General features: G+C 62.8%; 18 protein-coding genes. 15 read left to right on the top strand and 3 right to left on the bottom strand.

Features of this window, described 5'->3' with window-relative positions; all coding sequences use genetic code 11:
* Positions 1-50: 50 nt before the first annotated feature.
* The 4 genes from ACODR6_RS07835 to ACODR6_RS07850 all read left to right on the top strand — a co-directional run bounded on the left by ACODR6_RS07835 (position 51) and on the right by ACODR6_RS07850 (position 2,896).
* Positions 51-791 carry a response regulator gene (locus ACODR6_RS07835; protein WP_199628374.1) on the top strand — a complete coding sequence of 247 codons (741 nt, stop codon included), beginning with the start codon at positions 51-53 and terminating at the stop codon, positions 789-791.
* Positions 788-2,110 carry a sensor histidine kinase gene (locus tag ACODR6_RS07840; protein ID WP_489022018.1) on the top strand — a complete coding sequence of 441 codons (1,323 nt, stop codon included), beginning with the start codon at positions 788-790 and terminating at the stop codon, positions 2,108-2,110. Before ACODR6_RS07835 ends, ACODR6_RS07840 begins: the two co-directional genes overlap by 4 nt.
* A 160-nt stretch (positions 2,111-2,270) precedes the next feature.
* Positions 2,271-2,687 (top strand): organic hydroperoxide resistance protein, encoded by a 417-nt coding sequence (locus tag ACODR6_RS07845; RefSeq protein ID WP_199628164.1) that lies wholly within the window; start codon positions 2,271-2,273, stop codon positions 2,685-2,687.
* A 53-nt stretch (positions 2,688-2,740) separates the two neighbouring features.
* Positions 2,741-2,896 (top strand): hypothetical protein, encoded by a 156-nt coding sequence (locus ACODR6_RS07850; protein ID WP_489022020.1) that lies wholly within the window; start codon positions 2,741-2,743, stop codon positions 2,894-2,896.
* On the opposite strand, the gene ACODR6_RS07855 is transcribed toward ACODR6_RS07850, so the two are convergent.
* On the bottom strand, positions 2,866-3,687 hold the full coding sequence (locus ACODR6_RS07855; RefSeq protein WP_489022022.1) for a helix-turn-helix transcriptional regulator: 822 nt from the start codon (positions 3,685-3,687) through the stop codon (positions 2,866-2,868). The genes ACODR6_RS07850 and ACODR6_RS07855 overlap by 31 nt on opposite strands.
* 192 nt (positions 3,688-3,879) lie before the next feature.
* Here ACODR6_RS07855 and ACODR6_RS07860 point away from each other — a divergent pair, with 192 nt between their 5' ends.
* From ACODR6_RS07860 to ACODR6_RS07880, 5 genes are all read left to right on the top strand, one after another.
* Positions 3,880-4,971 carry an ABC transporter ATP-binding protein gene (locus tag ACODR6_RS07860; RefSeq protein ID WP_489022024.1) on the top strand — a complete coding sequence of 364 codons (1,092 nt, stop codon included), beginning with the start codon at positions 3,880-3,882 and terminating at the stop codon, positions 4,969-4,971.
* Positions 4,972-4,993: 22 nt separating this feature from the next.
* Positions 4,994-6,157, top strand: coding sequence for a polyamine ABC transporter substrate-binding protein (locus tag ACODR6_RS07865; protein ID WP_489022026.1), 1,164 nt, complete (start codon positions 4,994-4,996; stop codon positions 6,155-6,157).
* Positions 6,158-6,219: 62 nt separating this feature from the next.
* On the top strand, positions 6,220-7,086 hold the full coding sequence (locus ACODR6_RS07870) for an ABC transporter permease (RefSeq protein WP_112711054.1): 867 nt from the start codon (positions 6,220-6,222) through the stop codon (positions 7,084-7,086).
* Entirely contained in the window at positions 7,086-7,898 is an 813-nt protein-coding gene (locus ACODR6_RS07875) for an ABC transporter permease (protein ID WP_489022029.1), read from the top strand. Before ACODR6_RS07870 ends, ACODR6_RS07875 begins: the two co-directional genes overlap by 1 nt.
* Positions 7,899-7,911: 13 nt before the next feature.
* The gene (locus ACODR6_RS07880; RefSeq protein WP_489022031.1) at positions 7,912-8,673 is read left to right on the top strand and encodes an SDR family NAD(P)-dependent oxidoreductase; all 762 of its coding nucleotides are present in this window, start codon (positions 7,912-7,914) and stop codon (positions 8,671-8,673) included.
* Between the two features lie 7 nt (positions 8,674-8,680).
* Here ACODR6_RS07880 and ACODR6_RS07885 read toward each other — a convergent pair whose 3' ends face one another.
* Positions 8,681-9,700 carry a LacI family DNA-binding transcriptional regulator gene (locus tag ACODR6_RS07885; RefSeq protein ID WP_112711051.1) on the bottom strand — a complete coding sequence of 340 codons (1,020 nt, stop codon included), beginning with the start codon at positions 9,698-9,700 and terminating at the stop codon, positions 8,681-8,683.
* A gap of 275 nt (positions 9,701-9,975) precedes the next feature.
* Between ACODR6_RS07885 and ACODR6_RS07890 the strand changes: the two genes are divergently transcribed.
* The 6 genes from ACODR6_RS07890 to ACODR6_RS07915 all read left to right on the top strand — a co-directional run bounded on the left by ACODR6_RS07890 (position 9,976) and on the right by ACODR6_RS07915 (position 16,848).
* On the top strand, positions 9,976-11,022 hold the full coding sequence (locus ACODR6_RS07890; RefSeq protein WP_489022033.1) for an ABC transporter substrate-binding protein: 1,047 nt from the start codon (positions 9,976-9,978) through the stop codon (positions 11,020-11,022).
* 68 nt (positions 11,023-11,090) lie between these two features.
* On the top strand, positions 11,091-11,909 hold the full coding sequence (locus ACODR6_RS07895; RefSeq protein WP_449098142.1) for an ATP-binding cassette domain-containing protein: 819 nt from the start codon (positions 11,091-11,093) through the stop codon (positions 11,907-11,909).
* The gene (locus tag ACODR6_RS07900) at positions 11,906-13,162 is read left to right on the top strand and encodes a sugar ABC transporter permease (RefSeq protein WP_489022036.1); all 1,257 of its coding nucleotides are present in this window, start codon (positions 11,906-11,908) and stop codon (positions 13,160-13,162) included. The genes ACODR6_RS07895 and ACODR6_RS07900 overlap by 4 nt, the downstream gene beginning before the upstream one ends.
* Before the next feature lie 27 nt (positions 13,163-13,189).
* The gene (locus tag ACODR6_RS07905) at positions 13,190-13,918 is read left to right on the top strand and encodes an SDR family oxidoreductase (protein ID WP_199628156.1); all 729 of its coding nucleotides are present in this window, start codon (positions 13,190-13,192) and stop codon (positions 13,916-13,918) included.
* A gap of 63 nt (positions 13,919-13,981) precedes the next feature.
* Positions 13,982-15,616 (top strand): FGGY-family carbohydrate kinase, encoded by a 1,635-nt coding sequence (locus ACODR6_RS07910; RefSeq protein WP_489022038.1) that lies wholly within the window; start codon positions 13,982-13,984, stop codon positions 15,614-15,616.
* Between the two features lie 74 nt (positions 15,617-15,690).
* Complete coding sequence (locus ACODR6_RS07915; protein WP_489022040.1) at positions 15,691-16,848, top strand: endo-1,4-beta-xylanase; 1,158 nt, start codon at positions 15,691-15,693, stop codon at positions 16,846-16,848.
* Positions 16,849-16,880: 32 nt separating this feature from the next.
* Here the strand turns inward: ACODR6_RS07915 and ACODR6_RS07920 are convergent, their stop codons facing one another.
* A complete protein-coding gene (locus ACODR6_RS07920; RefSeq protein WP_489022042.1) occupies positions 16,881-18,041 on the bottom strand; it encodes an NAD-dependent epimerase/dehydratase family protein in 1,161 nt (386 codons plus the stop codon).
* Between the last annotated feature and the right edge of the window lie 20 nt (positions 18,042-18,061).

An 18,061-nucleotide genomic window follows, 5' to 3' on the forward strand; every position in this document is an offset into this window, starting at 1 on the left:
CGTCAGCCGGACGGTGCGGATTGCCCGCATTGGAGGTTGCCGAAAGCGCCATGGAGCATGTCGACCATATCCTGATCGTCGATGACGACAGGGAAATCCGCGAGCTCGTTTCGAGCTATCTGAAGAAGAATGGGCTGCGCGCCACCGCCGTTGCCGACGGGCGCCAGATGCGGAGCTTTCTCGAAGCTAATGCGGTCGATCTGATCATCCTCGATGTGATGATGCCGGGAGACGATGGTCTCGTACTGTGCCGCGAACTGCGCGCCGGCAAGCACAAGGCGACGCCGATCCTGATGCTGACGGCGCGCAGCGACGAGATGGACCGCATTCTCGGGCTCGAAATGGGCGCCGACGATTATCTGCCGAAGCCTTTCGCGGCGCGAGAACTGCTGGCGCGCATCAAGGCCGTTCTGCGCCGCACGCGCATGCTGCCGCCGAATTTCCAGGTGAGCGAGGCCGGCCAGATGCTGAGCTTCGGCGAGTGGCGTCTGGATACGGTCGCGCGCCATCTGCTGGACAAGGAGGGCACGACGATTGCGCTGAGCGGCGCCGAGTACCGGCTCCTGCGCGTTTTCATCGATCACCCGCAGCGGGTTCTCAATCGCGATCAGTTGCTGAACCTCACTCAGGGGCGCGATGCCGAGCTCTTCGACCGTTCGATCGACCTGCTCGTCAGCCGCCTGCGGCAGCGGCTCGGCGACGATGCGCGTGAGCCGATCTATATCAAGACCGTCCGCAGCGAGGGCTATGTCTTCTCCGTGCCGATCGAGATTTCGGAGTTGCGGCAATGAGCGCGGTGGCCCTTGCAACGTTCGGCCGCGTCTGGCCGAGTACGTTGCGCTCGCGTATTGCCATCATTCTGCTCCTCGGCCTCGCGATCGCCTATGGCCTGTCGTTCAGCGTGCTCTATGCCGAGCGCATGATGTCGGCAAAGGCGGTCATGCTCGGCACGCTGGAGAGTGACGTTGCTACATCGATCGCCGTGCTCGACCGGTTGCCGGCGGATCAGCGGGCGGATCTGACTGATCCCCTGAGCCGCGGCAATTACCGCTTCGTGCTCGGCCCGGGCCTGCCGGGTGTTCCCGATCATTCAACACGCGGCGGCGAGATTGCGGCGACCATCAGCGATGCGATCGGCCATCGCTTTCCGATCCGCATGGAAGCGATCCCCGGCGACGTCACGCGCCTGCAGGCGCATCTGACGCTGACCGACGGCACGCCGCTGACGATCGACATCACGCCGAGGGGCGTCATGCCGCTTGCCGGCTGGCTGCCTTATGTCTTCGGCGTGCAGATGCTGCTCATCGTTCTCCTGACCTGGCTTGCCGTTCGCCAGGCGACGCGGCCGCTCGCCGATCTGGCCGCCGCCGCCGATGCCCTTGATCCGAACAAGAAGGGCGAGGTGATGAGTGACAGCGGCCCCAGCGAGGTGGCGCATGCCGCACGCGCCTTCAACGCAATGCGAGACCGCATTGCCCACTATCTCGAAGAGCGAGTGCAGATCCTCGCAGCGATTTCGCATGATCTGCAAACGCCGATCACCCGCATGCGGCTGCGCGCCGACATGGCGGACGAATCTCCGGAGCGGACCAAGCTGCTGCACGATATCGGCGAGATCGAGCGGCTGGTTCAGGACGGGATCGCCTATGCCCGCAGTTCGCATGGAAATGGCGAGAAGTTCTCCCGCATAGACCTCGCGTCCTTCATCGAGAGCCTTTGCTATGACTATCAGGATACGGGAAAGCCCGTGTCTATCCTGGGGCTTGTCGGCGGCACCGCATCGACCAAGCCGCACTCGCTGCGCCGCATCCTGTCGAACTTCATCGACAATGCCCTGAAATTCGGCGGCGCGGCCGAGGTGAGCGTCGAGCGCAGAGAAGAGGGGGCGATCGCCATCACCGTCATGGACCGCGGCCCGGGCATTCCCGGCGATCAGATCGAGGCGGCCATGCAGCCCTTCTTCCGCCTGGAGCAATCGCGAAACCGCGAGACCGGTGGCTCCGGTCTCGGGCTTGCGATCGCGCAGCAGCTGACGGCGGCAATCGGCGGGACGATGCGCCTCTATAACCGCGACGGCGGTGGCCTCGCGGCCGAGCTGGTGATCCACTGAAAAGCGAGCCGCTTGTTGTAGCGGCTCGTATCACTTCTGGCGCCTGCTAAGCTTCGTTACAAATCCCGTACATCCGGGAAACATGCCGGATACGTCGCCGGGTCAAAACACTCCCCGTCAACTGAAGCCGCGTCGCGCGGCAGAAACCAAGGAGTGTTACATGACCACGATCGAAAAGGTTCTCTATACCGGCAAGACCCACACCACCGGTGGCCGCGAGGGCGCTGCCCAGAGCAGCGACCGCGCCTTGGATGTCAAGCTCTCGCCTCCTGGCAGCGGCCGTCCGGGCACCAATCCGGAGCAGCTCTTCGCCGCCGGCTGGTCGGCCTGCTTCATCGGCGCGATCGGCCTTGCCGCCGGCAAGCGTAAGATCCGTCTTCCGGCGGAGACTGCCGTCGACGCCGAAGTCGATCTCGGCCAGACCGACGGTGCCTATTTCCTGCAGGCCCGCCTGAATGTCAGTCTTCCCGGTATCGACGCCGAGCTGGCGCGCGAACTTGTCGAGGAAGCGCACCAGACCTGCCCCTATTCGAAGGCGACGCGCGGCAACATCAATGTCGAACTGAATATCGTCTGATCGCCAGTACGAACAAACGGGACGAGGCCTTTGCCTCGTCCCTGGAGCATCCCATGAAATTCATCATCATCGGCATCCTGACAGCCAATGTTCTCGCCGCATCCTGCATCTACGACGCGGCCTCCGACGAGCCTTCGCCGGTCGCGGGACTCGTCGCCGTCGCACAGACAATTGCGGCTCAGCCGGCGGGCAGCAGGTTCTTGAAATAGATCGACAGAAGCTGCGTCTGCGAGGAAATCCCGAGCTTGCGGTAGACGTTGCGGCGGTGGACCTTCACCGTGCCTGTCGAGATATTGAGCTTCAACCCGATCGACTCGGATGAATGGCCCTGCAGCACAAGATCGACGATCGCGGTTTCGCGGCTCGTCAGATTGAGGTCGCGCCACACGGTATCGGCCGGGGCAAGGTTCGGGTTGCCGCCGGTCTTGCGGTGTTTCTTTCCGCCGGCTGCAAGTTGCGCGTCGAAGCGCGGGGCGAGGCCCGCCCAGTAGTGCCGCACCATATTGGCGATCAGCGGTTCGGCTTTCTTCAGCATCGCGAAATCGGCCGGCGGAAAGGCGCCGGTCTTCTCGCGCCGCATCAGCGACAGGACGATGGTTATGTCCTTGTCGGCATTGATGAAAAAGCCGATCTCTTCGGCGAGCCCTGTCTGAACGTAATAGGTGCGGTAGTATTCGCTGGAAAAGAAGCGGTCCGGCGCCAGTTCGCGCATCCTGAGCACGCCTTCGCGCCGTTCCCGGGCCGTATGGTAGAAGGGGTCGAGCAGGTAGGGACCGGCCTGGTAGAGCGTGACGAAGACCACATGCTCTTCGGCATCGAAGGTGGAGTAGAGATCGATCGGCCGGTCCTTGCCACGATAGGCGAAGACCACGACGTAGTCGAAGCGCACCAGCGCCGCCATCATCTGCCGGAAGGTCTCGCCGAACTCGGCGTCACCCATGGCAGGCCGGCCGACCGTCGCGTTGAAGGCGCCGAACAAGGCTTCCAGATCGGTGCTCATGTGACGGTCTCCCTCTGCCGCCGGCGCGAAATTCTGCGCATCCCCATATACACCTTCCACGAAGCTTAATCCGCTTAAATACCTCTCTCGGGGTATATACCGCGCCGGAAGCTCAGGCTTACTCTTTCCTTAACGACGGTGGCAATAAGGCAGCAAAGACTGCCAATTCCAAACCAACCGCAGGGAACAGACGTGGCATCCGCTTCGACGAACGATATCGAATTCCGTTCGGTCACCAAGAACTATGGCGCCGTGACCGCCGTGACGGACATCAATCTCAATGTGCCCAAGGGTGCCTTCCTGGCGCTGCTTGGCCCTTCCGGCTGCGGCAAGACGACGTGCCTGCGCATGATCGGCGGCTTCGAGCAGCCGAGCGAGGGCACGGTGCTGATCGACGGGCGGGAGATGAACGGCGTCCCGGCCTACCGCCGCCCCGTGAATATGGTGTTCCAGCACTACGCGCTGTTTCCGCATTTCAATGTCGAGCAGAATGTTGCCTACGGGCTGAAGCAGATGCGCCCGAAGATCGAGGCGCGCGAGATAGACCGCCGGGTGGCCGAAGCGCTGGAAATGGTGCGTCTCGGCGGCTTTGCCAAGCGCCGCATCCATGAAATGTCGGGCGGCCAGCAGCAGCGCGTGGCGCTGGCGCGCGCCATCGTCAACCGCCCGTCCGTTCTGCTGCTCGACGAGCCGCTTGCCGCCCTCGACAAGAAGCTGCGCTCGGCGATGCAGATCGAGCTGCAGACGTTGCAGCGAGAGCTCGGCATCACCTTCGTGCTCGTCACCCACGATCAGGAAGAAGCGTTGTCGATGGCCGATATCGTCTGCGTCATGAGCGCCGGGCAAATCCGCCAGCTCGGCTCGCCGCAGGAAGTCTACGATCGCCCGGCCGATCTCTTCGTTGCCGATTTCGTCGGCAAGACCAACCGCATTGCCGCGACGATGGAGGCCGATGGCACGACGCTGCGGCTCGCCGACGGCTCGGCGATCGCATCCGGAAAGCAGCTTGCGCCGGGCCAGGCGATCGCCGCCCTTCGTCCCGAAGCGATCCGGCTGACGCGTGGGCAGGCTATTGGCGGCGCCGCATTCAAGGGCACGGTCACGCACCGGATCTTTCTGGGCTCGTCGGCGGAATATGCCGTCAGCGTTCCGGGCCTCGGCGATTTCCTGATCACCGCCGACCGCCGCAGCATGAACGAGAGCGATCTCGTGGAGCCGGGCGAGGAGGTATTCCTCGGCTTCGACCCATCCGCCATCCATGTCTTTCCAGCATCGAATGCATAAACCAAAACAAGGGAACAGCATCATGAGCAAGGATTATAAGGACAATCTCCCGATCTCCGCCGAAGGCTTCATGGACGAGTTCATGCGCCTCAAGCGTGGCTCCGTCAGCCGCCGTCATTTCCTCGGCATCACCGGCCTCGGTCTCGCGACCGCCGTCTTGTCGCGCTTCCCCGGCGCGCTTTCGACGCCCGCTTATGCCGCCGGCGAACTCGGTACGCAGATGTCGATCGCCACATGGCCGAACTACCACGATCCGGCAACCTTCGAGAACTTCAAGGCCGCCACCGGCGTTGCCGTCGAAGTCAACGTCTTCGGTTCCAATGAGGAAATGCTGGCGAAGCTGCAGGCGGGCGCCTCCGGCTGGTCGCTGTTTGTGCCGACCAACTACACGATCTCGACCCATCACAAGCTCGGCCTGATCGATGAGCTGGATCTTTCCAAGATCCCGAATTTCAGCCAGGCGACCGAAAGCCCGCGCTTCACCAAGGAAGGCCAGATCGACGGCAAGACCTATGCCGTGCCGAAAAACTGGGGCACGACGGGCTTCTCGGTCAACACCTCGAAGATCAAGACCAAGCTTTCGAGCTGGAAGGACTTCTTCGAGATCGCCCAGACCGAAGGCGACGGCCGCACGATGGTGCATGACTACCAGCTGACGACGATCGGCAGCGCGCTGGTTTCGCTCGGCTACGATTTCAATTCGATCAAGGCCGACGAGCTTGCCAAGGCAGAGGAGCTGCTGATCAAGGTGAAGCCGCATCTCTTCGCCATCAATTCCGACTACCAGCCGTCGATGCGCTCCACCGATGCGTGGCTGACCATGTGCTGGACCAATGACGGCGCGCAGCTGAACCGCGACATGCCGGAGCTCGCCTATGTGCTCGGCACCGATGGCGGCGAGATCTGGACCGACTATTACGCGATCCCCAAGGATGCGCCGAATAAGGCGGCCGGCTATGCGCTGCTCAACTACCTCATGGATCCGCAGAACGCCGTGAAGGAGCATATCGCCAACGGCGCGCCGACGACGGACAGCCGCGTCATCGCTCTGCTGCCGAAGGACATCACATCCAACAAGATCGTCTATCCGGACGATGCGGCCCTGACGCCGCTGGAGTTCGGCGCCGCCGTGACGCTCACCGATCCAGGTCGCGCCGAGCTGATGGCACGCTTCAAGTCGGCCTAATCTCCGTTGAGAGCTCCGGTCTCTTAGCGGGGACCGGAGCCCGACGCTGCGGAAACAGACGTATGCCCCTGACCCTTGCCACGAAACGGCGCCTTGTCACTGCTGCCCTTGTCGGGCCGGCCAGCATCTGGCTGTTCGTTTTCCTCGTCCTGCCCTTCATCGCCATCATCGTCTTCGCCTTCGGCGAGCGGGCGCCGGAGGGCGGGTATCAGGCGGCGTTCACCTTCGCGCAGTTCGCCAATCTCGGCTCGCGCTCTGCGGCATTCGTCAACACGCTGATCCTGGCGCCGATCGGCGCTGCCGCCTGCCTGCTGGTAGCCTATCCCGTCGCCTATTATCTTGCCGTCAAGGCAAGCCCGAAGCGGCGCCTGCTGCTGGTATCGCTGGTCGTCGTGCCGTTCTGGACAAGTCTTCTCGTTCGCACCTATGCATGGATGTATCTGCTCGGCGCCCGCGGCATTCCGCATCTCCTTGAATTCGTCGGCATCGAGAATGTCCGGCTGATCAACACGCCCGGCGCCGTGCTGCTCGGCATTGTCTACGGCTACCTGCCCCTGATGATCATGCCGATCTATGTTTCGCTCGAAAAGCTCGACCGGCGCCTGCTGGAGGCTTCTGCCGACCTCGGCGCTAAGCCCGTCTCGACCTTCTTCGGGATAACCTTGCCCCTGTCGCTACCCGGCGTGATGACCGGGGTGGCGCTGGTGACGATCCTGCTGCTTGGCGAATATCTGATCCCGCAGCTCCTCGGCGGCGGCAAGGTGTTCTTCATCGGCAATGCGCTCGTCGATCTCTTCCTGCAGTCGCGCAACTGGCCGTTCGGCTCGGCGATCGCGGTGACCCTGGTCGCCGTCGTCGTCGTCATTCTGCTGGTTGCGATGCGTATTGCCTGGCGTGTCGCCGGTACCCGTCAGGTGGATCTCGTCTGATGCGCGCGCTGGTCACCTTCGTCTATCTCTTCCTCTACACGCCGATCGCGCTCGTCGTGCTGTTCTCGTTCAACTCCGGCCGCAATGCCAGCGAGTTCGTCGGCTTTTCGACGGAGTGGTATGGGCGGGCGCTCTCCAATACCTTCCTGATGGAAGCGCTGCAGAACAGCCTGATTATCGCCTTCACCAGCGCCGGGCTCGCGGCGATCTTCGGAACCATGGCGGCGATCGGCATGGAGCGGCTGGGCACCCGGATGCGGGCCCTGTTCGATGGCCTGTTTGCCGCTGCTATCGTCGTACCCGGCGTCGTCATCGGCATCGCGACGCTGGTGGCCCTCGTCGAGGTCTTCGGTTTCGTCAATCCCGTCATCGCCGCGATCTGGCCTGGCGATCAGCCGCCGAAGCTGGCGCTCGGCTACGGCTCGATCATCGCCGCGCATGGCCTCTTCACGATGGCGCTGGTGACGATGATCGTCAAAGCCCGGATCGCCAGCCTTGGCCGGGATATCGTCGAGGCGTCGAGCGATCTTTATGCGACGCCGCTCACAACGTTCCGGCAAATCGTGCTGCCGCAGATCATGCCGTCGATCCTTGCCGGCTTCCTGCTCGCCTTCACCTTCTCCTTCGACGATTTCATCATCGCCTTCTTCGTCGCCGGATCGAACACGACGCTGCCGATCTACGTCTTCGCCTCGATCCGCCGCGGCGTCACGCCGGAGATCAATGCGATCGCGACGATGGTGCTGATCGCCTCGCTAATCCTCATCCTGATCGCGCGCTTCCTGATGCGCGAGAAGGCAACAACAAACTGACCGGGGAAATGCCATGATACTTAGGGATCGCGTTGCAATCGTCACCGGGGCAGGCTCCGGCATCGGCCGGGCAGGCGCGCTGATCATGGCGCGCGAGGGCGCCCATGTGATTGCCGCCGACATCGATTTCATGAATGCGGAGGAGACGGTCAGCCAGATAACCGAGGCGGGCGGCTGCGCCGAAAGCCTGGTGGTCGACGTGACGGACGACAAGGCGCTGGAAAGCGGCATTGCCGCCGTCGTGCTGCGTCACGGCCGCATCGACATCCTCCACAACCATGCCGGTGCCCAGGTGGCGGGCGATCTGGAACAGGTGACCATCGACGGGTTCGACAGGTCCTGGGGACTGAATGTGCGGGCGCATTTCATGGCTTCGCGGCTGGTGATGCCGATCATGAAGAAGGCCGGCAAGGGTGTCATTCTCAACACCTCTTCGTCGTCGGGCGTGCTCTACGACCGCGAGATGATCGCCTATACGACGACGAAACACGCCGTCATCGCCATGACCCGGCAGATGGCCGGCGACTACGCGAAATTTGGCATCCGCGTGAACGCGCTCTGCCCGGGCTGGGTGGATACGCCGTTCAACGAACCCTTCATCGCGCAGATGGGCGGGCGCGGCGCCATCGAGAGCTACATCGCTGACAAGGTGCCGCTCGGCCGCTGGGCCGATGTCTCGGAGATCGCCGAGCCGATCCTCTTCCTCGTCTCCGACCGGTCATCCTACATGACCGGCCAGATCCTCGTCGTCGATGGCGGCGAGACGGTGGTGTAGCGGGACGCTAGGCCCGCTCGGGGATCAGCGGCGGAACCTGGATGATTCCCGGCTTGTTCGAACCTGATTCGATGAGCTCGAAGACCTTGGTCAGCATACCCGGCACATCCTGGCGTACCATCTCGATGCCGTTGCCGAGCAGGGTGACGAAAGGATCCCAGTCGAAGCAGCCGAGGACCAGACTACGGTCGTCGAGATGGCCGGAGCGGCGGATCCAGCGGATGACGCCTTCAAGCGAGATGGTCGAGTTGACGAACATGCCGCGGGCCAGCGCATTGCCCTTCATGGCGAGATCATCCAACGCTTTCTCAGCTTTCTCAGGGGCATAGCCGCAGGCGAGGATGTGATCCTCCTCGACCGCGACGCCAAGATCGGCATGTGCCTGGCGGAAGCCGCGGATACGCTCGGCGGTATTGTGGTCGCTGCCGCGGCCGCCGATAAAGAGGAGCGGTTCCTTCTTCCCAAGCCGCTCCTCGCAATTCATCAGGATGCGGCGCGTCAGCTCGCGCGCGCCAGCGAAATTGTCGGAGATGACAGATGGAGCAAGGGCGCCCGGAAGGTCGAGATTGAGGCTGCGTACACCGGCGGCGGCGCACATTTCCGTGATTTTATCGGGGTCCGTCGCACCCGTCGCGATCAGGCATTCGACCTGATAGGAGAGCATGGTGCGCGCCGCCTCGATCTCCAGTTCGGGATCTCGCCGCGTGCAGGTGATGATCGGGAAAAGGCCGCGGGCGCGCGCCATGTCTTCGAACAGTTCGACGATCGAGCCGAAGTAGCGGTTATCATATTTCGGCACGAGCATGCCGATGATATGGGACTTTTCGCGCCTTAGAAGGCTTGCCTGCATGTTCAGCGCATAGCCCTGTTCCTCGGCGATTTTCATGATCTTTTCGGCAAGCTGCGTGCTGATCCGGCGCTTCTTCCAATTGCCATTGAGAACGGCGCTGACGGCGCTGGCGGAGGTGCCCGCGAGCTCCGCCAGATCGTAGATCGTCGTCCTCTTGGCCTGCTTTACGTGATTCAAAATTTGCTTCTCCATTTCGACGTAACTTGACACCAATCGAGAGAAGTGGCAATTCTTGCTTCATCGATTGAGCAAGCTTGCGCAATCGATGTTACAAGCTGGCCTCGTTGCCGGCGCAGGGAGGTATTTCTAAGAAGCTGCGGACTCCGAGTCCTTTCGCAGGGGTGTTTCGCTTTGCCTTTCGTGAGGCGGCGGGGACGGTGGCGAATGCGCGGTAACCGTGGCGACTGGCAGCAATGCCTGGGCCTGTTTTCGAACACACCAAGGAGGAGAAAATGAACTATCGCAATTTGCTTTTGGCCTCGGCGACCGTCGTCATGGGCTTTGTCGGTGCGGCTTCCGCACAGGAGGCGTCCACCGTTGCCTTCCTGATGCCCGACCAGGCATCGACGCGCTACGAGCAGCATGACTTCCCGGGCTTCAAGGCCGAGATGGAAAAGCTCTGCGCCAAGTGCACCGTCGTCTATCAGAATGCCAATGCCGATGCCTCGCTTCAGCAGCAGCAGTTCAATTCCGTGATCGCCCAGGGCGCCAAGGTCATCGTGCTTGACCCGGTCGATTCCGCTGCAGCTGCCGGTCTCGTCGAGATTGCCCAGTCGCAGGGCGTCAAGGTTATCGCCTATGACCGCCCGATCCCCGACAAGCCGGCCGACTTCTACGTTTCCTTCGATAACGAAGGTATCGGCTACGCGATCGCCAAGTCGCTGGTCGAGCACCTGAAGAAGGAAGGCGCTGCCGATGGCGCAGGCGTTCTGCAGATCAACGGCTCGCCGACCGATGCGGCTGCCGGCCTCATCCGCGACGGTATCCATCGCGGCCTGAAGGAATCCGCCTACAAGACACTCGCCGAATATGACACGCCGGAATGGGCGCCGCCGAAGGCTCAGGAATGGGCTGCCGGCCAGATCACCCGCTTCGGCGCCGATATCAAGGGAGTCGTGGCCGCCAATGACGGCACCGGCGGTGGCGCAATTGCCGCATTCAAGGCTGCTGGCGTCAAGCCGGTTCCGCCGATCACCGGCAATGACGCAACGATCGCTGCCCTGCAGCTGATCATTTCAGGCGATCAGTACAACACGATCTCGAAGCCTTCCGAAATCGTTGCGGCAGCGGCTGCCAAGGTGGCCGTGCAGATGCTGAAGGGTGAAACGCCGGAAGCCAAGACGACGCTCTACAAGACGCCGTCCGAGCTGTTCATTCCTGCCGTCGTGACGCAGGAGAACATCAAGGCTGAAATCTTCGACAAGAAGATCCAGACGGCTGATCAGATCTGCACCGGCGAATATGCCGACGGCTGCAAGAAGCTCGGCATCACCAACTAAATCTGCCTATAGTGTCCGGCCGCGATCGCCGCGGCCGGACGTTTCCCGGGCAAGAAGGGCTTCAGCCAATGGTTACCGTTAAGGGTATGCCGGAGAAGGGACAGACGATCCTCCGGCTCAGCAATGTTTCCAAGAATTTCGGCGCGGTTTCGGCGCTGACCGACATCGACCTCGAGGTCAAGGCAGGCGAGGTCGTGGCGCTGGTCGGCGACAACGGCGCCGGCAAGTCGACGCTCGTCAAGGTTCTCGCCGGTGTGCACCAGCCGTCGTCGGGCAGTATCGAATTCTGCGGCCAGAACGTCACGCTCGACAGTCCCGGCAAGGCGCTCGAACTCGGCATCGCCACGGTCTTCCAGGATCTGGCGCTCTGCGAAAATCTCGATGTCGTCGCCAATCTCTTCCTCGGCCACGAGTTGTCGCCCTGGAGCCTCGATGAGGTGGCGATGGAAGTACGCGCCTGGACGCTGCTTCGCGAACTCGCCGCCCGCATCCCCTCGGTACGTGAGCCGATCGCCTCGCTCTCCGGCGGCCAGCGCCAGACGGTGGCGATTGCCCGCTCGCTGCTGCTCGACCCGAAGATCATCATGCTCGACGAGCCGACCGCCGCACTCGGCGTGGCACAGACAGCTGAAGTGCTGAACCTGATCGAGCGGGTGCGCGAGCGCGGCCTCGGCGTCATCATCATCAGCCACAACATGGAGGACGTGCGCGCTGTCGCGGACCGCATCGTCGTTCTCCGCCTCGGCCGCAACAACGGCGTCTTCACGCCCGATGCGTCCAACCAGGAACTCGTCGCCTCCATCACCGGCGCGACGGAAAACTCCGTATCCCGGCGCCTCGAGCGCAAGAGCAGCACGGCCCAGGAAAACAGCGGGAGCCCGGCATGAGCCAGAAACCATCCACAACAGCACCGGCTGCCGCACTCGACCGGAGCGATGAGCGCGTCCGTCACGACGACAGCATCGGCGCCATGATCAAGGCCTTTTTCGATCGTGTCCGTTCGGGCGATCTCGGCATGCTGCCGGTCGTTGTCGGCCTGATCGTCATCTCGACGGTCTTCTCGATCCTCAACCCGGTCTTCCTCGCCCCGAACAATCTCGTCAACCTGCTGTTCGACTGCGCCACCGTCGGCGTCATCTCGCTCGGCATCGTCTGCGTGCTGATGCTCGGCGAAATCGACCTCTCGGTCGGGTCGATGAGCGGTCTTTCCTCGGCAATTCTCGGCGTCCTCTGGGTCAATACCGGCTGGCCGCTGCCGCTGGCGATCGCCGTCGCGATCGTTGCCGGTATCGTCGTCGGTTCGCTCTACGCCGTGCTCTATAACAGGCTGGGAATGCCGAGCTTCGTCGCGACGCTGGCCGGTCTGCTGGCACTGCTCGGTATGCAGCTTTATATCCTCGGCCCGACGGGCAGCATCAATCTGCCCTTCGCCTCGTCGCTCGTCCGCTTCGGCCAGATCCTCGTCATGCCGGCATGGCTTTCGCATTTGCTCGCGCTGCTGCCCGGTCTGATCTTGATCGTCAACGGCTTGCGCAAGCGCCAACAGCGCCAGTCCGTCAATCTTTCGCAGGCGCCGCTCGGCGCGCTGGTCGTCAAGGCGGTGGTCCTAACCGCAGCGCTGGAATTTGCCGCCTATTATCTCAATCTCGGCCGCGGCGTGCCGTGGATGTTCGGCCTGTTCGTCGCGATCGCCGTGATCCTCAACTATGCGCTGACGCGGACGCAATGGGGCCGCTCGATGTTTGCAGTCGGCGGCAATCGTGAAGCTGCGCGCCGCGCGGGTATCAACGTACGCCGGATCTATCTCAGCGCCTTCGTGCTCTGCTCGACGCTGGCGACGATCGGCGGTATCCTGTCTGCCTCGCGTCTTGCCTCGTCCAGCCAGCAAGCCGGCACCGGCGACGTGAACCTCAACGCCATCGCGGCGGCCGTCATCGGCGGCACCAGCCTCTTCGGCGGCCGCGGCAGCGCCTATTCCGCGCTGCTCGGTATCATCGTCATCCAGGCCATTTCCAACGGCCTGACGCTTCTCAATCTCAGCTCGTCGCTGCGCTACATGATCACCGGCGCCGTTCTTGCGATCGCCGTCATCGTCGACTCGCTTGCCCGCCGTTCCCGTGTCAGCCACGGCCGCGCCTGATCCGCATTTTATGAAGGAGTATTTGCCATGACTGGATTGATGAAGGGCAAGGTTGCCGCCATCACGGGTGCTGCATCGGGTATCGGGCTGGAATGCGCCCGCACCCTGCATGCAGAAGGTGCCACCGTCGTGCTCGTCGACCGCGCCAAGGACAAGCTCGAGGCGCTCTGCAAGGAGATCGGCGAGGGCGCTTTGCCGCTGGTCGTCGATCTGCTCGACGGCAAGCAGGTTTCCGGCATGCTGCCTCGCATCCTGGAGATTGCCGGACGGCTCGACATCTTCCACGCCAATGCCGGCGCCTATATCGGCGGACAGGTGGCAGAAGGCGACCCTGATGCCTGGGACCGGATGCTGAACCTCAACATCAACGCTGCCTTCCGTTCGGTTCATGCGGTCCTGCCGCACATGATCGAGCAGAAGTCGGGCGACATCCTGTTTACGAGCTCGATCGCCGGCATGGTGCCCGTCGTCTGGGAGCCGATCTATACGGCCTCGAAATTCGCGGTACAGGCCTTCGTCCACTCCACCCGCCGTCAGGTGGCGCCGCATGGCGTGCGCGTCGGCGCGGTTCTGCCGGGTCCGGTGGTGACGGCTCTGCTCGACGACTGGCCGAAGGCCAAGCTCGACGAGGCGCTTGCCAATGGCAGCCTGATGCAGCCGAAAGAAGTGGCCGACGCCGTTCTCTTCATGCTGTCGCGTCCGCGCAACGTGACGATCCGCGATCTGGTGATTTTGCCGAACAGCGTCGATCTCTGAACATCGCAAGGCCCGCTCAAGGGCCGCGATCGACCCTGTTCCGCCTGACCGAAACGAGAGACCATGAGCGACACATCTCACACGCCACAAGCGGGTGCCAAACACGTCATCGGCGTCGATGTCGGCACCGGCAGTGCCCGCGCCGGACTGTTCGACCTCACCGGCCGGATGCTGGCTTCCGCCAAGCGGGACATCACGCTGTTCCATGAGCCGGGCTCGATGGTCGAGCAGTCGAGCACGGAGATCTGGGCGGCGGTCTGTGCCTCCGTGCGCGAAGCCGTGTCGCTGGCCGCTGTCGATCCGGCTTCCGTCGTCGGTCTCGGCTTCGATGCCACTTGTTCGCTCGTCGTTCTAGGCGAGGGCGGGAAGCCGCTCGCCGTCGGGCCCTCCGAAAATCCTGATAGGGACATCATCGTCTGGATGGACCACCGCGCAGTTCCGCAGGCGGAGCGGATCAACGCACTCGGCCATGACGTGCTTCGCTATGTCGGTGGCAAGATCTCGCCTGAGATGGAGACGCCGAAGCTTCTTTGGCTGAAGGAAAACCGGCCGGAGACCTTCGATGCGGCCTGGCAGTTCTTCGACCTCGCTGACTTCCTGACATGGCGTGCGACTGGCGACCTGTCGCGCTCGACCTGCACCGTCACCTGCAAATGGACCTATCTGGCGCATGAGAAGCGCTGGGATGCTGGCTATTTCGAAGAGATCGGCCTCGGTGCTCTGGCTGACGAGAACTTCCTCCGCATCGGTCAGTCGATCGTCGAACCCGGTTCGCCGCTTGGTCATGGATTGACGGCCGCAGCGGCAGAAGAGCTTGGATTGCCTGCCGGCACGGCTGTTGCGGCAGGGCTAATCGACGCCCATGCCGGCGGCATCGGTACGGTCGGGATCGGCAGCGGCCCGCAGGCCAATCTCGCCTATGTCTTCGGCACCTCTTCCTGCACCATGACATCGACCTCGGAGCCGGCTTTCGTGCCAGGCGTTTGGGGACCGTATTATTCCGCCATGGTTCCGGGGCTCTGGCTCAACGAAGGCGGCCAGAGTGCTGCCGGTGCTGCGATCGACCAGCTTCTCTCCTTCCACCCGGCCGCAGGCGAAGCGAAGGAGCGGGCCAAGAGCGCCGGTGTGCCGCTCCCCGTCTTCCTGGCGGATCAGGCGGCGAGGAAGGTTTCTTCCGCATCGGACGCCGTAGCGCTCGCCAAGGGGCTCCACGTCGTCCCGGAATTCCTCGGCAACCGCGCGCCCTTCGCCGATCCGCATGCTCGGGCGGTCATCACCGGTCTCGGCATGGAACGGGATCTGGACAATCTCGTCTCGCTATACATCGCGGGCCTCTGCGGCATCGGCTATGGCCTCAGGCAGATTGTCGATACGCAGGCCGCCGCAGGCGTCAGCGTCGAAAATATCGTCATCAGCGGCGGAGCGGGCCAGCATGACTTCGTGCGCCAGCTGCTCGCCGATGCCAGCGGCAAGCCCGTCATCGCCACCAAGGCGGACGAACCGGTGCTGCTGGGCGCGGCGATCCTGGGTTCTGTCGCGGCCGGGCTGTTTAGCGATGTCCGCGAGGCAATGACCGGGCTGACGGCCGTCGATACGACGTTTGCCCCCGCCGGTGGCGCCCATGCCGCCACGCATACGGCTCGCTATGAAGGGTTCAAGACACTGCAGAGCGTCGCCAGCAAGCTTCGGCAGTATTGATGGCAAGTATTTCGCCGAATACTGCGAATAAAGGCATCCCTAAATTAGCGAATAAATAACGGAAGGAGCCGAAGATGCTCCGCGATCAGGTGGAGCATCTTGCGATGACGCGGCAGTTTGGCAGGCGATCGATGCTGACGGGGCTGGCGGCGGTAGCCGCAGCCGCTGCCTTTCCGCGTGCGGCAGCCACGGCATGGAGCCCTGCTATGTCCGGTTTGAACGCCCATCTCGCGCCGCAGGGCCGGTACTTCGGCACCGCAGTCAGGATAGACCAGCTGCGCGAGCGTTCGGCTTTACGCAACGCGGTGCTGCAGAATTGCGGCGCGGTGACGCCGGAGATCGATCTGAAATGGGCAGCACTCGAATGGAACCGGGGCGCCTATAATTTCCAACCGGTCGACGAGCTGATCGGCATGGCAAGCGAAAGCGGCATCGCGGTGCACGGCCACACGCTGCTCTGGGGCCAAAGCGTACCGCCCTGGGCGATGGAACATATGGCCGCCAATCCGGGCGACTGGTCCGTCATCTCGACTTACATGCAGGCAGTGCTCTCGCATTTCGGCGGCAGGATAGGCCGTTGGGATCTGCTGAACGAGGTCGTCGACACCGCCGAGAGCGACAATCTTCGCCGCAACATCTTCTACAAGACTTTCGGCCCTGACTATGTCGAGCGTGCGCTGACGGAGGCCCGGCAACATGCGCCGCAGGCCAAATTCCTGATCAACGAATACAGCCTCGAATATGACAACCCCGTCGATGCCGCGCGCCGCGTCGCCGTGCTGCGGCTCCTGGAGCGGTTGAAGCTGGCAGGGTTGCCTTTCGATGGCCTCGGCGTTCAGGCGCATCTCGATCTCACCAAGGGCAGGGTGAAGCGCAGCACGATCAAGCCGTTCCTGGAGGCGGCGGCCGATCTGGGGCTGGAGATCTTCGTGTCGGAGCTGGATATTCAGGAAGCCGATCTCAGCGTGCCCAAGGCGGTGCGTGACCGGAAGGTGTCGGACGAGGTTCGCCGCTATCTGGACATCGTGCTCGAAGTCCCCGCTGTCAAAGGCATCACCTCCTGGGGGCTGTCGGACGGTCTTTCCTGGCTCAATTCGGACGAATACAAGCGTCGTGACGTCAAGGGTGCCACGACATCGAGCAATCGCGGTCTGCCCTTCGACAACGACATGCGGCCAAAGGAGCTCTATTACGCGATGAACACCGCGTTTTCCGCGGCGCGCATCGGCTGAAAGGGGAGCCGGCGGACCGGCTCCCGCAGGCGTCAGACCATCAGCTTGCTGCTGCTGAGTTCGGCCATGCTGACCGCCGTCTTGTCTACCGGCTTCTTGGCTGTCTTGACCCATTCGATCAATTCGGCCATCCCCTCCTCGAAGTCGCGCTGCGGCGTTACACCGAAGACATCGCGAATCTTGCTAATGTCTGCGAAGCAGTGGCGGATGTCGCCGACGCGGTACTTCTGCAGGATATCGGGTGCGATATTCTTCTGCAGCAGGCGCGCGAGCGTCCGGGCAATGTCGTTGACGGTAATCGACTTGCCGCTGCCGACGTTAAAGACGTCCCAGACGCGCTTGTCGCTCTCAAGGCTGGTCGCGAAGGCATTGGCGACGTCCATGACGTGGACGAAGTCGCGCTTCTGCTCGCCGTCTTCAAAGACCAGCGGCGGCTGGTCGTTCAGCAGACGGGAGATGAAGATCGCGGCGACGCCGGTATAGGGATTGCTCAATGCCTGGCGAGAACCGTAGGCGTTGAACAGGCGGAGCGCCGAGGTCGGGATGTTCAGCGCACGGCCGACGGAGAGGAACATCTCCTCGTGGTCGCGCTTGTTGACGGCATAGATCGAGGCCGGCTGCAGCAGCTTCTTCTCGGTCGTCGGGATCGGGATGAGCCTGGCGCCATCGCCGGTGAAGAGCTCCCAGTTGCGGTCGGCAAGCTGTTCATGGCTGCGCAGTTCGGGTGCTGTGCTATCACCGCTTCCTTCGATCTCGTATTCCCCTTCGCCATAGATCGACATCGAGGAAGCGACGGCCATGCGCTTGATCGGATGGTTGCCGTCGGCGTCGAGCGGCATGCGCGACAGCACTTCCAGCATGACGGCCGCAGCCATGGTGTTGTTGCGCGTATATTCGACGATGTTGGTCATGCTCTGGCCGACGCCGACCGAGGCAGCCAGATGGGCAAGGTGCGTTATGCCTGTCAGGCTCGCCTCGAAGACGCCGTCATCGAGGATGTTGCCCTTGATGCGCTTGGCCCTTTTGTTGAGGTAGACAGGCCAGCCCTGCGCATCCTTCTCGGCATCGCCGTGGACCTGGTCCAGCAGGCAATCGAGAACGGTGACTTCGAAGCCGCGCTCGAGGAGATAATCGACAAGGTGCGATCCGATGAAGCCGGCGCCACCTGTTACCAGTACATGTCCTTTCGTCATTTTCCCTACTCCTTACATTG

Source organism: Rhizobium sp. FG96, from assembly GCF_057808655.1.